This is a genomic window from Streptomyces californicus, from assembly GCF_000717645.1.
Lineage (GTDB): Bacteria > Actinomycetota > Actinomycetes > Streptomycetales > Streptomycetaceae > Streptomyces > Streptomyces californicus.
The window spans coordinates 308111-329399 of the sequence record NZ_JNZZ01000002.1 but is presented as its reverse complement, the minus strand read 5'-3'; the positions used below and the strand labels follow the sequence as shown (position 1 = coordinate 329399).

Below are 21289 nucleotides of genomic sequence, written 5' to 3'. Positions count from 1 at the left end.
CGCCGGGTGCCCGCCATGAAGATCGTCGCAGTCGGTGACGCGTAGGGCCACCGGAGGGTTGCCCGGGGGCCGGGGCCGTGCGGAAGCATCAGGCTCGCCCCCGGGCGGTGAGGCGGGAGACGTGGCGGGCGTCCAGTCCGGACAGGCCGCGCACCGCGACGTACGCCTTCTCGTGGCCGGGCAGCGAGACCCGGCCGCGCAGGACGGCCTCGGGATCGCGTTCGATCCGGTCGAGGAGGCGGCGGTAGATCCCGGCCATCGCCGCGACGCAGGCGCCGCTGCGGCGGTCGAGCATTGGCAGCAGCCGGTAGCCCTCGGCGAACAGGGCGCGGGCCCGGCGGACCTCGAAGTGGACGAGGCCGGCGAAGTCGGAGCCGGGGGACGGGGTGGTGCGGTGGAAGCCGGCCGAGCAGCCGAAGGCGGCCAGGTCGTCGGCGGGCAGGTAGGTGCGCCCGTTGGCGGCGTCCTCGCGGACGTCCCGGAGGATGTTGGTGAGCTGGAGCGCGAGGCCGAGGGTGTCGGCGTACTCCGCGGCGCGCTCGGCCCCGCGGGCGCCGGGCGCGGTGCCGAAGACGCCGAGGCTGAGGCGTCCGATGGCTCCGGCGACGCACCGGCAGTAGGCCTTGAGGTCGTCCCACGTCTCGTAGGTCGCGCCCCGCACGTCCATCAGGACGCCGTCGATCAGCTCGTCGAGGCCGCCGAGCGGGAGCGGGAAGCGGCGGGCGGCGTCGGCCAGGGCGACGGCCACCGGGTCGGTGTCGTCCTCGTCGACGGCGTCCTTGCGGACGCGCTCCAGCAGTTCGCGGGTGCCTTCCAGCCGGGCCAGCTTGGTCTCCGGGTCCAGCTCCCCGTCGCCGATGTCGTCGACCCGGCGGGAGAGGGCGTACAGCGCGGACATGGCCTGCCGCTTCTCGTTCGGCAGCAGCCGGATGCCGTAGGCGAAGTTGCGGGCCTGCTGTCCGGTGACGGCCTCGCAGTAGCTGTATGCGGCCTGCACCGGCGGCGACATGGGCGTCGTCTGTCCCTCCACGGTCCGGCTCACCTCTCTCCACGCGCTCTGTTCAGGACGGTTGCCGCTTCGCGCAGCAGGCGGGGCTTGGTGGGCCCGGGCGGTCCGGCCAGGACGTCGAACCGGGCGGCCGAGATCGCGGCCAGCGCGGCACGGCCGCCTCCGACGAACCCGGCGAGGAGCAGCCTCAGCCTGCCGTCGACGCTGCCCACCAGCGGGGGGCCCTCGTCCAGCAGCTCGCTCGCGCGCTGCGCCTCGTACGCGATCAGCGCGCGGACGGAGGCTCCGGCGGAGGGCGCGGCCAGGTCGGATTCGGTGACCCGGAAGCGTTCCATGTCCTCGGCCGGGAGGTAGATCCGGTCGCGTGCCAGGTCCTCGGCGACATCCTGGACGTGCTCGACGATCTGGAGCGCGGTGCAGACGGCGTCGGAGCGGCGGACGCGGTCCGGGCTCGTGGTGCCGGTGAGGGCGAGGACCAGGCGGCCGACGGGGTTGGCCGAGAGCTCGCAGTAGGCGGCCAGCTCGGCGTAGGTGGCGTAGCGGCGGATCTTCTGGTCCTGGCGGTTGGCCTCGATGAGGCCGAGGAAGGGCTCGGGGGTGAGCGCGCGGCGCCGGACCGTGGGGCGCAGACCGCGCAGCAGCGGGTGGCGCGGTTCGCCGGTGGCGGCGAAGGTCCGGTGGAGGTCGGTCTCCAGTGCGTCGAGCATGGCGAGGCGGTCGTCGGTCTGCTCCGGCTCCAGGCCGAGCCGGCGGGCGTCGGCTCCGCCGGGGGCCAGGTCGCCGTCGCCGATGTCGTCGACGAGCCGGGCGAATCCGTAGACCGCCATCAGGTCGTCGCGCCAGGCGCGGGGCAGGAAGAAGGGGGCCACGGGGAAGTTCTCGTCCGCGGCCTTGTCGAGGGTGGCGGCGCCGGTGCGCGCGTCGGGGGTGGAGGTCACTGCGTACCGCCCGGCGCGGGGACGGCGGAACCACGTCGGAGCTGGAGATCTTCCGTCAATGCCGTCACATCTCCCGTTCTACACTGCTGACCCAAAACAACCCTTTTCGGACACGCCGCTCATGCTTCCGAGTGCATTGCGGCAAAACGGGCGGTGCCGGGGCGATCCACCCCACTCGCCATGAATCAGCACCGCTACAGCCTACGTTGCCCAGCTCACAGGGGATCGGCGGGGTGGAAGCACCGCCCCCGCTTCCCGGCCGTACCTGTCAACTTTCCCCGGGCACGGCCGAGATGGCCTCATCCGCCGGGAGGAGATCGGCCCCCGGTGACGTACCGCGGGCGCCCGCGCCGGTGGCGGACACCGTGCGGCCCCCGCGGGAACGGTCCGGCGGGGGCCGCGGAGGGGGTGTCCGGCGCGGACCCGGTCACGGCCCGCCGGACACCCCGAACGCCCGGGCTACTTGCCCGTCTCGCGCTCGTAGGCCTTGAGGACCTCCTCGGTGGGACCGTCCATCAGGAGTTCCCCCTTCTCCAGCCACAGCGCGCGGTCGCAGGTGTCCCTGATCGTCTTGTTGTTGTGGCTGACCAGGAAGACGGTGCCCGCCTCCTTGCGCAGCTCGCGGATGCGCTCCTCGGAGCGGACGCGGAACTTGCGGTCACCGGTGGCCAGCGCCTCGTCGATCATGAGGACGTCGTGGTTCTTGGCGGCGGCGATCGAGAAGCGCAGCCGCGCCGCCATGCCGGAGGAGTACGTCCGCATCGGCAGCGTGATGAAGTCGCCCTTCTCGTTGATTCCCGAGAAGTCGACGATCTCCTGGTACCGCGCGCGGATCTCGTCCCGGCTCATCCCCATCGCCAGACCGCCGAGCACCACGTTGCGCTCGCCGGTGAGGTCGCTCATCAGGGCCGCGTTCACCCCGAGCAGCGAGGGCTGGCCGTCCGTGTACACATGGCCGGATTCGGCCGGCAGCAGACCGGCGATGGCGCGGAGCAGCGTCGACTTGCCGGAACCGTTGGTGCCGATGAGGCCGATCGCCTCGCCCCGGTAGGCAGTGAAGGAGACCCCGCGCACGGCGTGCACCTTCCGTACACCGCGCTCCTCGCCCTTGCCGCGCCGCAGCATGCGGCTCAGCGCGGCGGTGGCGCTGCCCCGGCCGCCGCCCGTGCCGTTGACCCGGTACACGATGTGCACGTCGTCGGCGATCACCGTGGGGATGCGCCCCTGTGCGTTGTCCTCAGCCACGGCCGTACCGTTCCTCTGCCTTCCAGAAGTACACGAATCCCACGATGCCCAGCAGCACCGCCCAGCCCAGCCCGGCCGCCCACACGTGGTCGGGCAGGTTCTCGGAGCCGTATCCGTCGATCAGGGCGAAGCGGACCAGGTCCATGTAGATCGCCGCGGGGTTGTACTGCAGGACGTCGGCGATCCAGGCCGGCTTATCCTTCAGCATCACCGGGATGGAGAACATCACGCCCGACGCGTACATCCAGGTCCGCATGATGAACGGCATCAGCTGCGCGAGGTCGGGGGTCTTGGCGCCGAGCCGGGCCATGACGAGGGCCAGACCGGTGTTGAAACCGAACTGCAGGATCAGGGCCGGGATCACCAGGAGCCACGACAGCGAGGGATAGCTGCCGAAGATCACGGCGACCGCGACCAGCACGATCATCGAGAACATCAGCTGCTGGAGCTGTTGGAGCGAGAAGGAGATCGGGAGCGAGGCCCGGGGGAAGTGGAGGGCCCGCACGAGTCCGAGGTTGCCGGAGATCGACCGGACGCCCGCCATCACGGAGCTCTGGGTGAAGGTGAAGACGAAGACGCCGGTGACCAGGAACGGTACGAAGACGTCGTGGGAGATTCCCTCCCTGGTCCCCAGGATCAGGCCGAAGATCAGGTAATAGACCGCAGCGTTCAGCAAGGGGGTGACCACTTGCCACAGCTGGCCGAGCTTCGCCTGGCTGTACTGCGCGGTCAGTTTCGCCCGGGAGAAGGCCAGGATGAAGTGGCGCCGCCCCCAGAGCTGTCGCATGTACGCGAGCAGCCCGGGCCGGGCGCCGCTCACGGTCAGGCCGTACTTGGCGGCCAGCTGGGCCGCGCCGAGGCCCTCGTCGGCGGACGGCGGGGTCCCGAGGGCTACCCCACCGTCGTGGGTCGTGTCACTCACAAGTTGAAACTCTCGTCTTCACGCGCAGCCAGGTGCGGGCGCGGCTCAGGCGGACAGGTTCCGGAAAGAAAATACGCCTCATGCTCTCAGAGGAAAGCCTCTCAGATGACCGGAGGTCGGCCCAGCCGCGTCAGCTGCCACACCGTACGCCACCTCATCGGACGGCGAGGTCCGCAGGGCGTCGACCAGCCTTCCCGGAATCCGCCGAACCACGCCCTGAGCGCGGGCGGCGACGGGCGGCGGAGCAGGGTCAGCAGCAGCCAGACCCCGAGGTAGAGGGGGATCAGCGGGGCGGGGAGGTTCCGGCGGGCGAGCCAGACCCGGTTGCGGGCCACCATGCGGTGGTAGACCGCGTGCCGGGACGGGGCGGTGGTGGGGTGGTTCAGCACCATGTCCGCGCGGTAGTCGATCATCCAGCCCGCGTCCAGCGCCCGCCAGGCGAGGTCCGTCTCCTCGTGGGCGTAGAAGAACTCCGCCGGCAGCGGGCCGACCTCGGCGATGACCCGGGTCCGCACCGCGTTGGCACCGCCGAGGAACGTCGTGACGCGCGAGGAGCGCATCGGGTCGGCGGCCCGCAGCCGGGGCACGTGCCGCCGCTGGGTGGCGCCCGTGTCGGGGTCGGTGATGCGGAAGGTGATGATCCCCAGCTCCGGGTCGGCCGCGAAGGCCCGGCGGCACAGTTCGGCGGTGTCCCGGTTCGGCAGGAGCCCGTCGTCGTCCAGGAAGAGCAGGGCGTCCACGTCCGCGCCGGCGGGCCCGAACGCCTCGATGCCGACGTTGCGGCCGCCGGGGATGCCCAGGTTCTCGGGCAGTTCCACCGTACGCACCCCGGCGGGCACGTCCGGGACCGGGGCGCCGTTGCCGACCACCACGACCTCGATCCGGTCGCCGTGCTGGGCTGCGACCGAATCGAGGAGGGCGCGGAGTTCGTCCGGGCGGTCGCCCATGGTGATGATCACCGCGCCCAGTCTCACGGGCAGGGTCACTTCAGCCTGCTGGACGCCAGGACGGAGACGAGGTGCAGCAGGGTCTGCAGCAGCGCGATGCCGGCCATCACGGCCACCGTGAGGCGGGTGTAGAACAGGTCGCCCCCGATCGCGTCCACGACGGCCACCACGAGGATCACCAGAGACGCCTCGATGCCGAGGATCAGCCGGTGGAACTTGAGCGCCGCCGCCGCCCTGCGGGCCAGCGCCATGCCGGACGAGCGCGGCTCGGAGGCCGCCTCCTGCACCGGAGGCATCCCGCCCTGGTGGCGGGCGACGCCGACCAGGTCCGTCTCCGCCTTGATCAGGATCGCGCCGAGGGCGGCGAGGGTCCCGAGGAAGGCCCAGAGCCAGTCGATCCGGCCCTCGCCCCAGATGTCGGCGGCGCGCAGGCCGAGGCCGACCAGCACCGCCGCGTCGCACAGGTAGGCGGCGACCCGGTCCAGGTAGACCCCGCTGAGCGAGTACTGCTTCTTCCAGCGGGCCAGCTCGCCGTCCACGCAGTCGAACAGCAGGTACAGCTGGACCATGACCACGCCCAGCACGGCGCCGGGGATGCCCGGCACCAGCAGCGCGGGGGCGGCCAGGGCGCCGGCCAGCGTCATCACGTACGTGACCTGGTTCGGCGTGACACGGGTGTTGACGAGGTAGCGGTCCACGCGCAGCGAGACCTCGCGCATGTACATGCGCCCGGCCCAGTGCTCGCCGCTGCGCCGGTCCTTCACCCCCGGCGGGTGGACGACCGGACGGAGTTCAGCTACTGATGGTCGTCGCATAGTCGGCGTACGCGTCCCTGATCTGGTCGGTGGACAGGCTGAGGTGTTCCAGGATCGTGAACCGTCCCGGACGGGTCTGCGGTGCGTAGGCCACGGCCTCGACGAACTCGTCGACGCTGAACCCGATCTCCTGGGGCAGGACCGGGAGGCCGTGGCGGCGCAGCACCGATGCCATCAGGAGGGACTCCTGGCGGGCACCGCGCAGATGCATGGCGAAGCAGGCGCCGAGGCCGACCTGTTCGCCGTGGCTGGCCGCGCGCTGGGGGTACAGCAGGTCGAAGGCGTGGTTGATCTCGTGGCAGGCGCCGGAGGCCGGACGCGAGTCGCCCGCGACCGACATCGAGATGCCGGTGAGCACGAGCCCCTCGGCCAGCACCTTCAGGAAGGCGTCGTCGCCGACGCCCCCGGGGTGGCGCAGCACGGCTTCCCCGGCCTGGCGGGCCATCGCGGCGGCCAGGCCGTCGATCTCCTCGCCGTCGACCTCGTGGGCCAGCTCCCAGTCGGCGACACAGGAGATGTTCGAGATCGCGTCGCCGATGCCGGAGCGGACGTACCGGGCGGGCGCCTCGCGGATCACGTCGAGGTCGATGACCACGGCGATCGGGGTGGGGACCCCGTAGGAGCCGCGGCCGTTGTCGTTGTCCAGCGTGGCGACCGGCGAGCACAGGCCGTCGTGCGAGAGGTTCGTCGCGACGGCGACCAGGGGCAGCCCGACCCGCGCCGCGGCGTACTTCGCCACGTCGATGATCTTGCCGCCGCCGAGGCCGACCACGGCGTCGTACCGGTTGCCCTTGATGCCGTCGGCGAGCTTGACCGCCGAGTCGATCGTGCCGTCGGGCACCGGGTACCAGTCGGCGCCCGGCAGGACCGGGGCGAGCCTCTCCTTGAGGGCGCGGCCGGAACCGTCGCTGATCGCGATGGCGAGCTTGCCCGAGGAGGAGATGCGCTGATCGGCCAGGAGACCCGCCAGATCGTCCATGGCACCGCGTCGGATGTCGACGACGACCGGGGACGGAATGAGACGGGTCAGTACCGGCACGCGATCTCCCGGCCCTTCTTCAGGTCGTCGTGGTTGTCGATCTCGACCCAGGTCACGGTGCCGATGGGGGCCACGTCGACGGTGAAGCCGCGGTTGACGAGCTCCTGGTAGCCGTCCTCGTAGTAGAGGTCGGGGTCGCGCTCGAAGGTGGCCTTCAGCGCGTCCGCCAGCTCCTCGGCGGCCTCGGCCTCGATGAGGGTGACGCCGATGTACTCGCCGGTGGCGGTGGCGGGGTCCATCAGCTTGGTGATGCGCCGGACGCCCTCGCCCTCCTCGGTGATGACCTTCATCTCCTCGTCGGCGAGCACCTTCTCGGTGTCCAGGGCGAGGATGATCCTCCGGCCCTCGCCCCGGGCGTCGAGGAGGGTCTTCTCGACGGAGACCGGGTGCACGGTGTCGCCGTTGGCGAGGATCACGCCGCGCTTGAGGACGTCACGGGCGCACCACAGGGAGTAGGCGTTGTTCCACTCCTCGGCCTTGTCGTTGTCGATCAGCGTGAGCGTGAGGCCGTACGTCGCCTCCAGCTCGGCCTTGCGGGCGTACACGGCCTCCTTGCGGTAGCCGACGACGATCGCGACCTCGGTGAGTCCGACCTCGGCGAAGTTGGCCAGCGTGAGGTCGAGGACCGTCTTCTCGCCGTCGACGGGGACGAGCGCCTTGGGGAGCGTGTCCGTGTAGGGGCGCAGACGTCGTCCTGCACCGGCTGCCAGCACGAGGCCGATCATGCGAGTTCTCCTTCGTCGTGTACGGCGGGAGCCGAGGAGGACACCCAGAAGCGGATGGACTCCACGAGCACCACCAGAGCCACGGCGGCCGCGAGCGCGGTGAGGGCCGTGGTGAAACCAGAGGTGTGGGTGAGTACGGCGGCGAGGACGGCCACCAGCGCGGTGCGGCCCTCGTGTCCACCGATCGTCCGCACCAGCCACTGGGGCGGCGCGCCGGTGCCTCCGCGGATGCGGTACACCGTGTCGTAGTGATGGTAGGCGACGGCCGAGACGAGCCCGAAGGCCGCCGGAACGGCGTGCGGGACGTCGCTGCGGGCCGCCAGGACCAGGATCGTGACGTACTCCCCCGCGCGGAAGAACGGAGGCACCAGCCAGTCGAGCGCGCCCTTGAGCGGGCGGGCGACGGCCAGGCCGGAGAGCAGCGCGTACACCGCCGCGGCGGCGACGGTGAGCCAACTGCCGTACGGGAGGAAGAGGGCCGCGCCGATCATCACGAGCGTGCCGAGCAGGGCGACGACCGGGGCCGTGAACCCGCCGCGGAGGCCGGGGGCGACGGCCGCGACGCCCTGCGCGAGGGGGCCGGAGTCGGCGAGGTCCGCGAGCGCCCGCGCGGCCCGGTCGGTGCGACGGGCCTTGCGGGTCAGCGAGCGCAGCAGCCGGCCCGCGGTGGTGTAGCAGGCGGCGAGGGAGCAGCCGACGAGCAGCGCGTAGAAGACGACGCGCGGGGTGGTGAGGGCGGTGAGCATCGCGATCATGGCCCAGCGCTCGCCGATCGGCAGCACGATCATCCGGCGCGCCCATACCGTCCAGCCGACGCTGTCGAGCTTGTCGGAGAGGGCTGCGGTGGGGCTGGTGTTGGCGACCGCGTCGTGGTTGGCCTCGTTGAACGAGAAGTCCACGACGTGGCGGCAGGCCTGGAGGACCATCGCGCCGAGCGCCAGCGTCCAGACGTCGTCGCCGCCGCGTACGGCGCCGATGACGAGGCCGGCGTAGTACGCGTACTCCTTGGCCCGGTCGAAGGTGGCGTCCAGCCAGGCGCCCATCGTGGAGTACTGGAGCGAGTAGCGGGCGAGCTGCCCGTCGGTGCAGTCCAGCACGAACGAGACGAGCAGCAGGATCCCGGCGGCGACGTAGCCGCCGCGCGTCCCGGTGGCCGCCGCGCCCGCCGCGATGAGCGCGGTGATCAGCGAGGCGGTGGTGACCTGGTTCGGGGTGAGGCCCCGGCGGGCGCACCAGCGGGCGATGTAGCGGGAGTAGGGGCTGATGCCGTACGTGGTGAAGAAGCCGTCGTGGGCCTTGACCGCGCTGCGCAGCCGTACCGCCTCGTCGTCCACCTGGTCGCGGGCGCTCTCGGCGGCCGCACGCGCTCCGGCGTCGGTGGGGACGGCGGCGGTGAGCGAGCCCAGCTCGGGGCGCTTGACGACGGTGCCCTCGGCCTCCAGCGCGACGGCTATGCGGCCGGGGACGGTGCGGTCCTCGGGCGCGGCGTCGGCGTCGGCGTCCGGTCCGGCGACGGGGGCGCCCGCGCCCACGGCGGCGGTGGCGCGTCGCAGCGCGCGCATCAGGGCTCCGCGCGCCTCCGGCTGGGCGGTGAGCGCGCCGGGGACCGCGGCGGCCGGGAAGCGCGGGTCGGTCAGGCCGAGCCGCAGCGCGTGGACGTGGCCGACGAAGCGCGGATCGACGAGGGCGACCCGGTGGCCGGCCGGGACGGCGGCGAGGCGGGCTGCGGCGTCACCGGCGTCGGCGGCTGTCTGCACGTCGAAGCCCAGGGACCGCAGGTCGTCCGCGAGCGACGACCCGGGTACCGGCGTACCGGTGAGAATGGCGGTCGACAGACGAACTCACTCCTTGGCACTGACGTGGACGACACACGGGGGCGCGGCCACGTGGCGGGCCTGCGGCGTGTCGGCTGAGGCTATCGGATGAACGGAAGGCCGAGTTCACGGCCCGTTCGGGTGAACCGGCGGGCTCGCCCGGCCTCGGCGATCATCATCATCGATCGGGGGCCCGGCCCACAAACCCGTGATGCGGACAGCCGGGGCGCGACCCTTAGGCTGGCGGTCATGACATGGCTGATCACAGGCGGGGCGGGTTACATCGGGGCGCACGTGGCACGGTCCATGGTCGCGGCGGGCGAGCGGGTCGTGGTGCTCGACGACCGCTCCAGCGGCCTGGTGGACCGGTTGCCGGAGACCGTCACGGTGGTGGAGGGCTCCGCCTCCGACCGGGCCCTGCTGGACCGGACGCTGGCCGGGCACGCGGTGAGCGGTGTGGTGCATCTCGCGGCGAAGAAGCAGGTCGGCGAGTCCGTGGAGAAGCCGCTGCTGTACTACCGCGAGAACGTCGCCGGGCTGACCGTCCTGCTGGAGGCCGTGGTCGCGGCGGGGGTCTCGCGCTTCCTCTTCTCGTCGTCGGCGGCCGTCTACGGCGTACCGGAGACCGGCCTCATCACCGAGGAGACGCCCTGCCTCCCGATCAACCCGTACGGCGAGACCAAGCTCGCCGGCGAGTGGCTGGTCCGGGCCGCCGGCCGGGCCCACGGCATCTCGACCGCCTGCCTGCGGTACTTCAACGTGGCGGGCGCGGCGGCGCCGGAGCTGGCCGACACCGGGGTCTTCAACATCGTGCCGATGATGTTCGACCGGATCACGCGCGGCGAGGCCCCGCGGATCTTCGGGGACGACTACCCGACGCCGGACGGCACCTGTGTCCGTGACTACATCCACGTCGCGGATCTGGCGGAGGCGCACCTGGCCGTGGCCCGGCGGCTGGACGGGGCGGGCGCCGGCGACCTGACGCTGAACGTCGGCCGCGGCGAGGGCGTCTCGGTGCGGGAGCTGGCGGAGGTGATCGGCGAGGTGACGGGGTTCGGCCCGAAGCCGGTCGTCGAGCCCCGGCGGGCCGGTGACGCCCCGGAGGCGGTGGCGTCGGCGGCGCGGATCGCCGACGAGGTGGGCTGGACGGCGCGGCGGGGGGTGCGGGAGATGGTGGAGTCGGCCTGGGAGGGCTGGTGCCTGCGCCACCCGGAGGCCCGTGCGGCGGAGCGCCCCTGACCGGGGCCGCGCCGAGGGGCCCTCGACCGTGTCGGCGCTCTGACCTGCGGAACGTTTCCGCAGGTCAGAGCAGATGACAACGGTGTTCAGTCCCGTGTTGCCCGATACCCCCCACCCGTAGTTCACTGGGCCTGGCCGGGCGGTTTCGCCCTGGCACGTCCTACGGACCTGGAGGCGTCTCGCATGGGGGCTGGCCACGATCACGGGCACGCGCACGGCGGGCCGCCCCCGACGGGCACGGCGGCCGCCGCGTACCGGGGCAGGCTCCGGGTCGCTCTGGCGATCACCCTGAGCGTGATGGTCATGGAGATCGTCGGCGGAGTGCTCTCCGACTCGCTGGCCCTGATCGCGGACGCCGCCCACATGGCCACCGACGCCCTGGGGCTCGGGATGGCGCTGCTGGCCATCCACTTCGCCAACCGCCCGGCCGCCCCGAACCGCACCTTCGGCTTCGCCCGCGCCGAGATCCTGGCCGCGCTCGCCAACTGCCTGCTGCTGCTCGGCGTCGGCGCCTACCTGGTCTACGAGGCGGTGGAGCGGTTCATCACCCCGGCCGAGACGAAGGGCGGGCTCGCCATCGCGTTCGCCGCGGTGGGCCTGGTGGCCAACGTCGTCTCCCTCTCGCTGCTGATGCGCGGGCAGAAGGAGAGCCTGAACGTGCGCGGCGCCTACCTGGAGGTGATGGCCGACACCCTGGGCTCGCTCGCCGTGATCGTCTCGGCCGGGATCATCATGGCGACCGGCTGGCAGGCCGCCGACCCGATCGCCTCCCTGGTGATCGGCCTCATGATCGTCCCCCGGACGATGAAGCTGCTGCGGGAGACCCTGAACGTGCTCCTGGAGGCCGCGCCGAAGGACGTGGACATGGCGGAGGTGCGGGAGCACATCACGGCGCTGCCCGGGGTCCTGGACGTGCACGACCTGCACGCCTGGACGATCACCTCGGGGATGCCGGTGCTCTCGGCGCACGTGGTGGTCCGCCAGGAGCTGCTGGACTCGATCGGCCACGAGAAGGTGCTGCACGAGCTGCAGGGCTGCCTGGGCGACCACTTCGACGTGGAGCACTGCACCTTCCAGCTGGAGCCGAGCGGCCACGCGGAGCACGAGGCGCGGCTCTGCCACTGAGGCGGCGCGGACACCCGGGCGGCCGTCGAGCGCCCGGTGACGGCCGCGCGGGCGGTGCTAGGGCCTGTCTGACCATTCCCGTCGTCGCCCGTAGGGCGGCCGCGCGGCGTCAGGTGCGTGCTCTCGGCGTGCCGGCAGGCCCTCGTACTGGACGTACTTGGGTCTACGGCCAGTGCGGCGAGAGTGCGTGCATGGCGTCGTGAGGCAGACGGGTATGGTCAGACAGGCCCTAGGCTGGCGCCGCTGAGACATTCACGTCTCACCGGACTTTTCAAAGGAGCTGAGGTTGATGACGGTCGCGACGACGCCTTCCCGGCGCACCCTCCGTGCTTCCCTCGTATCCCGGGCCTCCGGCTAGATCCCCTTCGCACGGATCGGCCCGGAGCCCTCTTCCCGAAGGTTCCCCTCATGACCGACCACACCCGCTCGACCGATCACACCGACGAGGCCCCGCGAACGGGCTCTCCGTCCCCCGCCCCCCGCTGGACCACCCGACCGGAGACGGCCGCCGACCGGGCGGCCGTGCACGCGGTCAACGCGGCGGCGTTCCCGACCCCGGACGAGGCGGATCTCGTGGACGCCCTGCGGGCCGACCCCGAGGCCTGGCTGCCGGAACTCTCCTACGTCGCCGAGGCCCCGGACGGCTCCGTGGCGGCGTACGCGCTGCTGACCCGCTGCCATGTAGGTGACGCCCCCGCGCTCGCCCTGGCCCCGGTCGCCACGCTCCCCCGCTATCAGCGGCAGGGCGCGGGGCAGGCCGTGATCCGGGCGGTGCTGGACGCCGCACGGCTGCGCGGTGAAGCGCTCGTGCTGGTGCTGGGGCACCCCGAGTACTATCCGCGCTTCGGCTTCGCACCTGCTTCGCGCCACGGCATCCGGCCCGGTTTCGAGGTGCCGGACGAGGCGATGACGGCCCTCGTCCTGGACGATTCGGTTCCTGTTCCGTCGGGCCTGATCCGCTATCCGGCGGCCTTCGGGGTCTGACGGGCCCTCCGTCCCGCCGCGCCCCGGCCGGCCCGGCGGGACGGACATACCCGGACCCGAAGTACGGACAAGCGGCTTTTGTACGGCAGACTTGACCGGACTCCAGGGGCGCGGCGCACCAGGCCGGGCACCAAAGCGAAGGATGGGTATGCCGACCACACCAGCCACCGCGACGCACAGCTCGTCGGACGGAACCGCAGACGCGATCATGCTCGAACTGGTCGACGAGAACGGCACCACCATCGGCACCGCGGAGAAGCTGGCGGCCCATCAGGCTCCGGGGCAGCTGCACCGCGCGTTCTCCGTCTTCCTCTTCGACGAGCAGGGGCGGCTGCTCCTGCAGCGCCGGGCGCTCGGCAAGTACCACTCCCCCGGTGTCTGGTCCAACACGTGCTGCGGCCACCCCTACCCGGGTGAGGCCCCGTTCGCGGCCGCCGCCCGGCGTACGTACGAGGAGCTGGGCATCTCGCCCTCGCTGCTGGCCGCGGCGGGCACGGTCCGCTACAACCACCCGGACCCGGCGTCGGGCCTGGTGGAGCAGGAGTTCAACCACCTGTTCGTGGGCATGGCGCAGGAGGCGCTGAAGCCGGACCCGGAAGAGGTCGAGGAGACGGCCTTCGTCACGGCGGCCGAGTTGGCGGAGCGGCACGCGCGGGCACCGTTCTCCGCGTGGTTCATGACGGTGCTGGACGCGGCGCGGCCGGCCGTCCGCGAGCTGACGGGCCCTTCGGCGGGCTGGTGAGCGTCGACCGTTCGTCCGGGCGGCGGTGTGCCGTCGCCCGGTCGGGGTGCGAGGCGGTCAGAGCCTCGGCTTCAACGGCAGCTCAGCCCAGATGATCTTGCCGCCGCTCGCGGTGTGCTCGACGTCGCAGGCGCCGCCCGCCTCCGTGGTGACCACCTTGACCAGCAGCAGCCCTCGGCCGCCGGTCTGCGCGGAGTCCGTCTCCAGGGCGGTGGGCCGGTAGGGGTGGCCGTCCTCGACCGAGACCCGGACCCGGTCGGCGGCGATGGCCACCTCGACGGCCAGCTCGGGCGAGAGCAGCGCCGCGTGTTTGACGGCGTTGGTGACCAGCTCCGAGACGATCAGCAGCAGCCCGTGGAGGACGTCTTCCTCGATCGGAGCCCCCTGCCGTCCGAGCAGGTCGCGTACGGCGTGCCGGGCGCCGGGGACGGAGGCGTCCACGGCGGGGGCGGTGAAGCGCCACACCCCCTCGTACGACACGGGGTCGGCGGGGGCACTCCCGGGGCTCTCCATCGTCCGGCACCAGCTCTCACTCGCACTGCACTGACCGTCGAGTAAAGAGTGTTGGGAATGGCCTGGTCCCTACCGTGCCACTGGCCGGAAGTAGCCAGGTATCGATGCCTCTTGACCAAACATGCGAACTCCCGCACGGTTCTGGACTATTTCTGCTTGCCTTCTGGTGACGTGCTCGTCCGGCCGGTGTGCGGTTGACCTCCGTCGCGCCGCCCCGCGACCATGCTGACGATGCGCCGGCCGCCGATGCCCAGGGCGATCAGGCCCAGCCCGTCGAACAGCAGCGCCAGCGAGAAGAAGCAGCCCAGGACGTACAGGCTGCTGTGCGGCCAGTCGAAGAGCACCAGCAGCCCCAGCAGCAGCCCGAAGGCGCCTTGCAGGAGCGTCCACCCCATCTGCGGGCCGCGCACCACGACGCTGCCGACGAGCCGGAAGACACCGCCCGTCAGGAAGAGCAGGGCGGCGAACATGGTCAGCGCCTCGGCCGTGCCCTCGGGGTGCTTGATGACGACGACGCCGGCGGCGATGTTGAGGGCCGCGACCACGACGCCGAGCCAGAAGTAGTTCGTGCCGCGCGACTCGATCGCGTGCAGCAGCCCGACCAGCCCGCCGACGAGCAGCAGCCAGCCGAACAGGAGCATCGAGGTGAGGGTGGCGACACCGGTGTAGACGAGACCGATCACGCCCGCGATCACCAGCAGGGCGCCGAGCAGGGTGAGCCAGCCGAAACTGCGGTTCAGCCTCCGGCCCTCGGCGGTGGGTTCGTTCATCGACAGCTCCTCACGGTGCGTGCCCGGATCGCGACCCCTTCTTGATCATAGGTTCGAACCGGGGGGATAGCATCCGGCGCATGGACCGTACGGAACCCCGGCTCGTCCCGGCCGTCGAGCACGGCGTCGCCACCGTCGTGATCGCGAACCCGGCCAAGCGCAACGCGATGACCCCCGCCATGTGGCGGAGCCTGCCGGAGCTGCTGGAGGGGCTGGCCGCCGACCCCGCGGTGCGGGTGCTGGTGCTGACCGGGGCGGGCGACACCTTCTGCGCCGGGGCCGACATCTCCACGCTGCGGGAGGGCGCGGACACCGCCCAGGAGCTGGCGGTCGCCGCCGAGGAGGCGCTCGCCGCGTTCCCCCGGCCGACGCTGGCGGCGGTGCGCGGCTTCTGCGTGGGCGGCGGCAGCCAGCTCGCGGCGGCCTGCGATCTGCGGTTCGCGGAGGAGGGGGCCTCCTTCGGGGTCACCCCAGCCAAGCTCGGCATCGTCTACCCCGCCTCCTCCACCCGGCGGCTGGTCTCCCTGGTCGGCCCGGCCACCGCCAAGCACCTGCTGTTCTCCGGCGAGCTCGTCGGTACGGAACGGGCGCTGCGCACGGGGCTGGCCGACGAGGTGCTGCCGGCGGGCGGCCTGGACAAGCGGGTCGAGGAGTACGTACGGACGCTGGCGTCCCGCTCCCGGCTCACCCAGGCCGCCGCGAAGGAGTTCGCCGCGGGCCGGACGGACCGGGACGCGCACTGGGCCGGCGAGGCGCGGAGCAGCGGCGACACGGCGGAGGGCGTCACCGCCTTCCTGGAGCGGCGCGCGCCCCGCTTCACCTACCCGGCGGGGTGAGGTCCGCCGGGGGCGTTCCCGTACACGGCAGCGCGGCGCCCGCCCCGGTCGTCCCCTCGGGCCGGGGCGGGCCCGCTCCCTACCGGGTGCTGTGCCGGCTCCGGGCCCGCCACTCCTCGACGAGGGCCGCCGGGGCCTTCTCGGGCGAGCCGCTGTCGTAGGGCGGCTGCGGGTCGTACTCCGTGAGCAGTTGCACCGAGCGCGCCACGTCGTCGCCGGCGATCCGGCCGAGCAGCGTCAGCCCCATGTCGATGCCGGAGGAGACCCCGGCGGCGGTGACGTACTTGCCGTCGAGGACGACGCGTTCCCCGGTGGGCTCGGCGCCGAACTCCTCCAGCGTCTCCAGCGCCAGCCAGTGCGAGGCCGCCCGGCGGCCGGTGAGCAGCCCGGCGGCGGCCAGCAGCAGCGATCCGGTGCAAACCGAGGTCGTCCAGGCGGTGGCGGCGTCGGCTGACCGCAGCCAGCCGAGCAGGGCGTCATTGTCCATCTGGTCGCTCTGGCCGGGGCCGCCCGGCACGATCACCACGTCGGGCGAGGGGACCTCGGCGAGCGTCTTCTCCGCGACCAGCGCGAGGCTCCCGGTGTCGTCGTGTACGGGGCCGGTCCGTTCGGCGACGAAGACGGTCTCGGCGCCCGGCGTCCGGCTGAGGATCTCGTAGGGGCCCACGGCGTCCAGGGCGGTGAAGCGGTCGAAGAGCACGATGGCGATCTGCACGGAAGCGGCCTCTCGGTCGGTGGGTCGGGCGAGCGGGTGGCGGGGCGGTCGGTGGGTGCGGTTCCGTCGGTCGGTTCAGGTACGGGGCGGGGGCGCGGCGGCCCGGAAACGGCGGCGGTATTCGGCCGGCGCGGTGGCGAGCGTCTTCACGAAGGCGCGGCGCATGGCCTCCGGGGTCCCGTAGCCGCTGGCGCGGGCGACCTGCTCGACGCCGACGGACGAGTCCTCCAGGAGGCGGCGCGCGTGCTCCAGCCGGACGCGCTCGACGTACCGCCCGGGTGTCGTGCCGGTCTCGGCCCGGAACGCGCGCGCGAAATGCCGGGGAGAGAGCCGGGCGCGGGCGGCGAGGGCGTCGACCCCGAGGTCGGCGGCGGGGTTCCGGTCGATCCAGAGCTGCACCTCGCGCAGAGGTGCGCGCTGGGCGGTCTGCGCGCTGAGCTGGGCGCTGAACTGGGCCTGGTTCCCGGGGCGGCGCAGGAACACCACGAGGTGGCGGGCGATGGTGAGCGCCAGCTCCCGCCCGTGGTCCTCCTCGACGAGCGCGAGGGCGAGGTCGATGCCGGCGGTGACGCCCGCGGATGTCGCCAGCCGCCCGTCCCGTACGAAGATCGGATCGGGATCGACGTGGACCGCCGGGAAGTCGCGGGCGAGCCGTTCGCAGGAGTTCCAGTGGGTGGTGACCCGGTGTCCGTCCAGCAGTCCCGCCTCGGCCAGCAGCAGCGCCCCGGTGCACACGGAGACGAGCCGCTCCGCGCGGGGCGCGTGCTCGCGCAGCCAGGCGGTCAGCTCCGGGTGGGCGCCGCGGGTGCCGCGGCCGCCGGGGACCAGCAGGGTGTGCGGTACGGGCGCGTCGGCGAGGCTGCCGTCGGGCACCAGGGTGAGACCGCTGGTGGTACGGACCGGGCCGCCGTCGAGCGAGGCGGTCCGCAGACCGTACGAGACACCCTTCGCCCGCGAGGCGCCGGCGAAGACCTCCATCGGGCCGGTCACATCGAGGCTCTGGACGCCGTCGAAGAGGACGGTGAGCACGGTTCGCTGCTTCACGTCCGCCATCCTGGGCGGCGGGCGGCGATGGCCGCAATGACGAACTCCCCACCTTTTCTGCCATCGTCCCGGTCCCGCACGCCCGGCCTCTTTCTTCGCCGGAGCGGGGGCCGGCCGTCGCCCCGGGTTCCCGCTTCGTACCGACCAGTCGGTAACGTGCTGCCATGACTACTCTCCCGGCCCGCGCGGAGCGGCGCTGCCACAACGCCGTCAACCCGCTGCACTCCTGCATCTTCTTCTCCCCCGACCTGGGCGCGGAGATGGGGAGGATCGGCATCGAGGACCCCTCCGCCGCCTACTTCGCCACCCGCGCCGCCGCCTTCGGCCCGGTCGGGGCGGGCGCCGTCACGGCCACCTTCCACAACTTCAACCCGGAGCTGGTGGCCCGCCATGTGCCCGCCGTCTGGAAGACCGCCTCCCCGGACACGGTCCTGGCCGCCCGGCTGCGCGCGGCGGACACGACGCTGCGCCGGCTGCTCGGCGAGGAGGCCGTCGCCTCCGACGCGATGGCGGAGGCGGCCCGGCTCGCGCTGCGCGCCACCGAGGCGTGCACCCCGCACGCCCGCCCGCTGTACGCCGCCCACGCGGACCTCCCGGTGCCCGAGGAGCCGCACCTGGCGTTCTGGCACGCGGCGACGCTGCTGCGCGAGCACCGGGGCGACGCGCACCTCGCCGCTCTGCTCGCCGCGGACCTGGACCCGCTGGAGTCGCTGGTCAGCCACACGGCCACCGGCAAGGGCATGGCGATCCGCTGGATCCTCTCCTCCCGCGGCTGGCGCCGCGCCGACTGGGAGGCGGCCTGCGAGCGGCTGCGGGAGCGCGGCCTGCTGGAGGCGGGCGAGCAGCCGGTGCTGACCGAGGCCGGCACGGCGTTGCGCGCGGAGATCGAGGAGGCGACGGACCGCATGGACGTCGCCCCGTACGCGCACCTGGGCGCGGACGGCGTGGAGCGGCTCACGGAGCTGGCGCGCGGCTTCCTCCGCACCGCCACGGCCGCCGGCGCCTTCCCGGCCTCCGCGACCGGCCGGGGCTGAACCGCCGGATCGGCCGCGACCGGATCAGCGGCGCCCGGGGCCCGGCCCACGCGGCCCGGCCCCGGGCGTGTTGCCCGAGGTCACGCGACACGGCCCCCGCCCACGCGGCACAATGCAGGCCCCGGGGGATGCCCCGGCACAGCAAGAACGTGCTCAGCGGGACCGAGCACGGCCAGCACAGCCAGTACGGGAAGGCGAGTCGGGAAAACCGTGACGACGTCCATCGAAGGCAGGATCGCCGAGGAGCTCGGCGTACGTGAACGACAGGTCAGGGCGGCCGTCGAGTTGCTCGACGGCGGATCGACCGTGCCGTTCATCGCGCGCTACCGCAAGGAGGCGACCGAATCCCTCGACGATGCGCAGCTGCGCACGCTGGAGGAACGGCTGCGCTATCTGCGGGAGCTGGAGGAGCGGCGTACCGCGATCCTCGAATCCGTACGCGAACAGGGCAAGCTCGACGAGGCGTTGGAGGCGAGCATCCGGGCCGCCGAGACGAAGGCGCGCCTGGAGGACATCTACCTGCCGTTCAAGCCCAAGCGGCGGACGAAGGCGCAGATCGCCCGGGAGGCGGGGCTCGCACCGCTGGCGGACGGCCTGCTCGGCGACCCGTCGGTCGACCCGCTCGCGGCCGCGGCCGCGTTCGTGGACGGCGACAAGGGCGTCGCGGACGCGCCCGCCGCCCTGGAGGGCGCCCGCGCCATCCTCACCGAGCGGTTCTCCGAGGACGCCGACCTGACCGGCGAGTTGCGCGAGCGCATGTGGACGCGCGGCCGGCTCGCGGCGAAGGTGCGCGACGGCCAGGAGGAGGCGGGCGCGAAGTTCGCCGACTACTTCGACTTCGCCGAGCCGTTCACCGCACTGCCCTCGCACCGGGTCCTGGCGATGCTGCGGGGCGAGAAGGAGAACGTGCTCGACCTGGTCCTCGAACCGGAGGAGCCGGAGGCCGCCGAGCAGCCGGGCCCGTCCGCGTACGAGAACATGATCGCCCGCCGCTTCGGCGTGGCCGACCGGGGCCGCCCCGGCGACAAGTGGCTGGCGGACACCGTGCGGTGGGCCTGGCGGACCCGCGTCCAGGTGCACCTCGGCATCGACCTGCGGCTGCGGCTGCGCACGGCCGCCGAGGACGAGGCGGTGCGGGTCTTCGCCTCGAACCTGCGCGACCTGCTGCTCGCCGCCCCGGCCGGGACGCGGGCGACGCTCGGCCTGGACCCCGGGTTCCGTACGGGGGTGAAGGTCGCGGTCGTCGACGCCACCGGCAAGGTGGTGGCCACCGATGTGATCCACCCGCACGTGCCGGCCAACAAGTGGGACCAGGCGCTGGCGAAGCTCGCGCGTCTCGCGAAGGAGCACGCGGTCGACCTGATCGCGATCGGCAACGGCACCGCGTCCCGCGAGACGGACAAGCTCGCCGGTGAACTGATCGACAAGCACCCGGAGTTGAAGCTCACGAAGGTGATGGTCTCGGAGGCGGGCGCCTCGGTGTACTCTGCCTCCGCGTTCGCCTCGCAGGAACTGCCCGACATGGACGTGTCGTTGCGCGGCGCGGTCTCCATCGCCCGCCGCCTCCAGGACCCGCTGGCCGAGCTGGTGAAGATCGACCCGAAGTCGATCGGCGTCGGCCAGTACCAGCACGACCTGTCCGAGGTAAAGCTGTCGCGTTCGCTGGACGCGGTGGTCGAGGACTGTGTGAACGGGGTCGGCGTGGACGTCAACACCGCCTCCGCGCCGCTGCTTTCACGGGTGTCGGGCATCAGCTCGGGGCTGGCGGAGAACATCGTCGCGCACCGGGACGCCAACGGCCCCTTCCGTTCGCGCAAGGCGCTCAAGGACGTCGCGCGGCTCGGCCCGAAGGCGTACGAGCAGTGCGCGGGCTTCCTCCGGATCCGGGGCGGCGACGACCCGCTGGACGGCTCCAGCGTGCACCCCGAGGCGTACCCCGTGGTGCGGCGGATGGGGAAGAGCGCGGGCGGCGAGGTCGCCTCGCTGATCGGCAACGCGGAGGCGCTGCGGGCGCTGCGCGCGGCGGACTTCGTGGACGACATGTTCGGGCTGCCGACCGTGACGGACATCCTCAAGGAGCTGGAGAAGCCGGGGCGCGACCCGCGTCCGGCGTTCCGTACGGCGACCTTCAAGGAGGGCGTCGAGAAGATCGGCGACCTGGAGCCGGGCATGGTGCTGGAGGGCGTCGTGACGAACGTGGCCGCGTTCGGCGCGTTCGTCGACGTCGGCGTCCACCAGGACGGCCTGGTGCACGTGTCGGCGCTGTCGAAGACGTTCGTGAAGGACCCGCGCGATGTCGTGAAGCCCGGCGACATCGTGAAGGTCAAGGTCATGGACGTCGATGTGCAGCGCAAGCGGATCTCGCTGTCGCTGCGGCTCGACGACGAGCCCGGGGCGGGCGGCGGCTCCGGCGGCGGCCAGGGGCGCGGTGAGCGGGGCGGCCGTCCGCCGAAGCAGCGCCAGGGCCAGGGGTCCGGCGGCGGCCAGGGCCGTCAGGGCGGGGGCGGCCGGGACCGGCACGGCGGCGGCGGTTCCCGGCAGGGCGGGCAGGGCGCGCCCGCTCCGGCCAACAGCGCCATGGCGGACGCGCTGCGGCGGGCCGGCCTCGCCGACCCGAAGCCGGGCGGCGGCCGGGGGCACTGAGCCGGACCGCGTCCGTAACCGGGCCGGCGGACTCCCCGCCCGGTCACCGTCGGTGCGACCGGGTCGCACCGGGTCCGTCACGACCCGGTCATGGGCGCGGTGCCCGTACGTCCGCGGTGGTCCTCGCGCTTCGCAAGGGCCACCGCGGACGGGAGCGGGCAGGGCGGCCGGGGTGCTGAGGGGGCGTCGA

At 72.8% G+C, this 21289-nt stretch carries 20 protein-coding genes; 7 read left to right on the top strand and 13 right to left on the bottom strand.

The window, feature by feature from the left end; all coding sequences use genetic code 11:
• Positions 1 to 88: 88 nt before the first annotated feature.
• The 9 genes from hpnD to IF19_RS0103900 form a co-directional block, all read right to left on the bottom strand.
• On the bottom strand, positions 89 to 1009 hold the full coding sequence (hpnD, locus tag IF19_RS0103940; RefSeq protein ID WP_172674265.1) for a presqualene diphosphate synthase HpnD: 921 nt from the start codon (positions 1007 to 1009) through the stop codon (positions 89 to 91).
• A 29-nt stretch (positions 1010 to 1038) separates the two neighbouring features.
• On the bottom strand, positions 1039 to 1947 hold the full coding sequence (gene hpnC, locus IF19_RS0103935; RefSeq protein ID WP_030113983.1) for a squalene synthase HpnC: 909 nt from the start codon (positions 1945 to 1947) through the stop codon (positions 1039 to 1041).
• Positions 1948 to 2406: 459 nt separating this feature from the next.
• Positions 2407 to 3192, bottom strand: coding sequence for an ABC transporter ATP-binding protein (locus tag IF19_RS0103930; protein WP_030113982.1), 786 nt, complete (start codon positions 3190 to 3192; stop codon positions 2407 to 2409).
• Positions 3185 to 4114 (bottom strand): ABC transporter permease, encoded by a 930-nt coding sequence (locus IF19_RS0103925; RefSeq protein ID WP_030113981.1) that lies wholly within the window; start codon positions 4112 to 4114, stop codon positions 3185 to 3187. Before IF19_RS0103925 ends, IF19_RS0103930 begins: the two co-directional genes overlap by 8 nt.
• 101 nt (positions 4115 to 4215) lie before the next feature.
• The gene (locus tag IF19_RS0103920; RefSeq protein WP_030113980.1) at positions 4216 to 5088 is read right to left on the bottom strand and encodes a glycosyltransferase family 2 protein; all 873 of its coding nucleotides are present in this window, start codon (positions 5086 to 5088) and stop codon (positions 4216 to 4218) included.
• 8 nt (positions 5089 to 5096) lie between these two features.
• Positions 5097 to 5876: a CDP-alcohol phosphatidyltransferase family protein gene (locus IF19_RS0103915; RefSeq protein ID WP_078580483.1), complete on the bottom strand. Its 780-nt coding sequence runs from the start codon at positions 5874 to 5876 to the stop codon at positions 5097 to 5099.
• Positions 5854 to 6915 (bottom strand): iron-containing alcohol dehydrogenase family protein, encoded by a 1062-nt coding sequence (locus IF19_RS0103910; protein ID WP_030113978.1) that lies wholly within the window; start codon positions 6913 to 6915, stop codon positions 5854 to 5856. The genes IF19_RS0103915 and IF19_RS0103910 overlap by 23 nt, the downstream gene beginning before the upstream one ends.
• Entirely contained in the window at positions 6903 to 7640 is a 738-nt protein-coding gene (locus tag IF19_RS0103905; protein ID WP_030113977.1) for a phosphocholine cytidylyltransferase family protein, read from the bottom strand. Before IF19_RS0103905 ends, IF19_RS0103910 begins: the two co-directional genes overlap by 13 nt.
• Positions 7637 to 9397 (bottom strand): DUF5941 domain-containing protein, encoded by a 1761-nt coding sequence (locus IF19_RS0103900; RefSeq protein WP_030113976.1) that lies wholly within the window; start codon positions 9395 to 9397, stop codon positions 7637 to 7639. The genes IF19_RS0103905 and IF19_RS0103900 overlap by 4 nt, the downstream gene beginning before the upstream one ends.
• 306 nt (positions 9398 to 9703) lie before the next feature.
• Here IF19_RS0103900 and galE point away from each other — a divergent pair, with 306 nt between their 5' ends.
• From galE to idi, 4 genes are all read left to right on the top strand, one after another.
• Positions 9704 to 10693, top strand: coding sequence for a UDP-glucose 4-epimerase GalE (gene galE, locus IF19_RS0103895; protein ID WP_030113975.1), 990 nt, complete (start codon positions 9704 to 9706; stop codon positions 10691 to 10693).
• A gap of 183 nt (positions 10694 to 10876) precedes the next feature.
• Positions 10877 to 11818, top strand: a complete 942-nt coding sequence (locus IF19_RS0103890; protein ID WP_030113974.1) for a cation diffusion facilitator family transporter — start codon at positions 10877 to 10879, stop codon at positions 11816 to 11818.
• A gap of 408 nt (positions 11819 to 12226) precedes the next feature.
• Positions 12227 to 12802 (top strand): GNAT family N-acetyltransferase, encoded by a 576-nt coding sequence (locus IF19_RS0103885; protein WP_050490697.1) that lies wholly within the window; start codon positions 12227 to 12229, stop codon positions 12800 to 12802.
• Positions 12803 to 12950: 148 nt separating this feature from the next.
• Positions 12951 to 13544 (top strand): isopentenyl-diphosphate Delta-isomerase, encoded by a 594-nt coding sequence (gene idi, locus IF19_RS0103880; RefSeq protein WP_030113972.1) that lies wholly within the window; start codon positions 12951 to 12953, stop codon positions 13542 to 13544.
• A 57-nt stretch (positions 13545 to 13601) separates the two neighbouring features.
• Here idi and IF19_RS0103875 read toward each other — a convergent pair whose 3' ends face one another.
• Both IF19_RS0103875 and IF19_RS0103870 read right to left on the bottom strand, forming a co-directional pair.
• Positions 13602 to 14057 (bottom strand): ATP-binding protein, encoded by a 456-nt coding sequence (locus tag IF19_RS0103875; protein WP_030113971.1) that lies wholly within the window; start codon positions 14055 to 14057, stop codon positions 13602 to 13604.
• A gap of 146 nt (positions 14058 to 14203) precedes the next feature.
• Positions 14204 to 14827: an HdeD family acid-resistance protein gene (locus IF19_RS0103870; protein ID WP_030113970.1), complete on the bottom strand. Its 624-nt coding sequence runs from the start codon at positions 14825 to 14827 to the stop codon at positions 14204 to 14206.
• An 80-nt stretch (positions 14828 to 14907) separates the two neighbouring features.
• Here IF19_RS0103870 and IF19_RS0103865 point away from each other — a divergent pair, with 80 nt between their 5' ends.
• A complete protein-coding gene (locus IF19_RS0103865; protein ID WP_030122266.1) occupies positions 14908 to 15663 on the top strand; it encodes an enoyl-CoA hydratase/isomerase family protein in 756 nt (251 codons plus the stop codon).
• Between the two features lie 79 nt (positions 15664 to 15742).
• On the opposite strand, the gene IF19_RS0103860 is transcribed toward IF19_RS0103865, so the two are convergent.
• Both IF19_RS0103860 and IF19_RS0103855 read right to left on the bottom strand, forming a co-directional pair.
• Positions 15743 to 16378: a DJ-1/PfpI family protein gene (locus IF19_RS0103860; protein WP_030113967.1), complete on the bottom strand. Its 636-nt coding sequence runs from the start codon at positions 16376 to 16378 to the stop codon at positions 15743 to 15745.
• A gap of 75 nt (positions 16379 to 16453) precedes the next feature.
• Positions 16454 to 17422, bottom strand: coding sequence for a GlxA family transcriptional regulator (locus IF19_RS0103855; RefSeq protein ID WP_032747260.1), 969 nt, complete (start codon positions 17420 to 17422; stop codon positions 16454 to 16456).
• 164 nt (positions 17423 to 17586) lie between these two features.
• On the opposite strand from IF19_RS0103855, the gene IF19_RS0103850 reads away from it, so the two are divergent.
• Positions 17587 to 18456, top strand: coding sequence for an SCO6745 family protein (locus tag IF19_RS0103850; protein WP_030275943.1), 870 nt, complete (start codon positions 17587 to 17589; stop codon positions 18454 to 18456).
• Between the two features lie 210 nt (positions 18457 to 18666).
• A complete protein-coding gene (locus IF19_RS0103845) occupies positions 18667 to 21099 on the top strand; it encodes a Tex family protein (protein WP_030275941.1) in 2433 nt (810 codons plus the stop codon).
• The last annotated feature ends 190 nt before the right edge of the window (positions 21100 to 21289 follow it).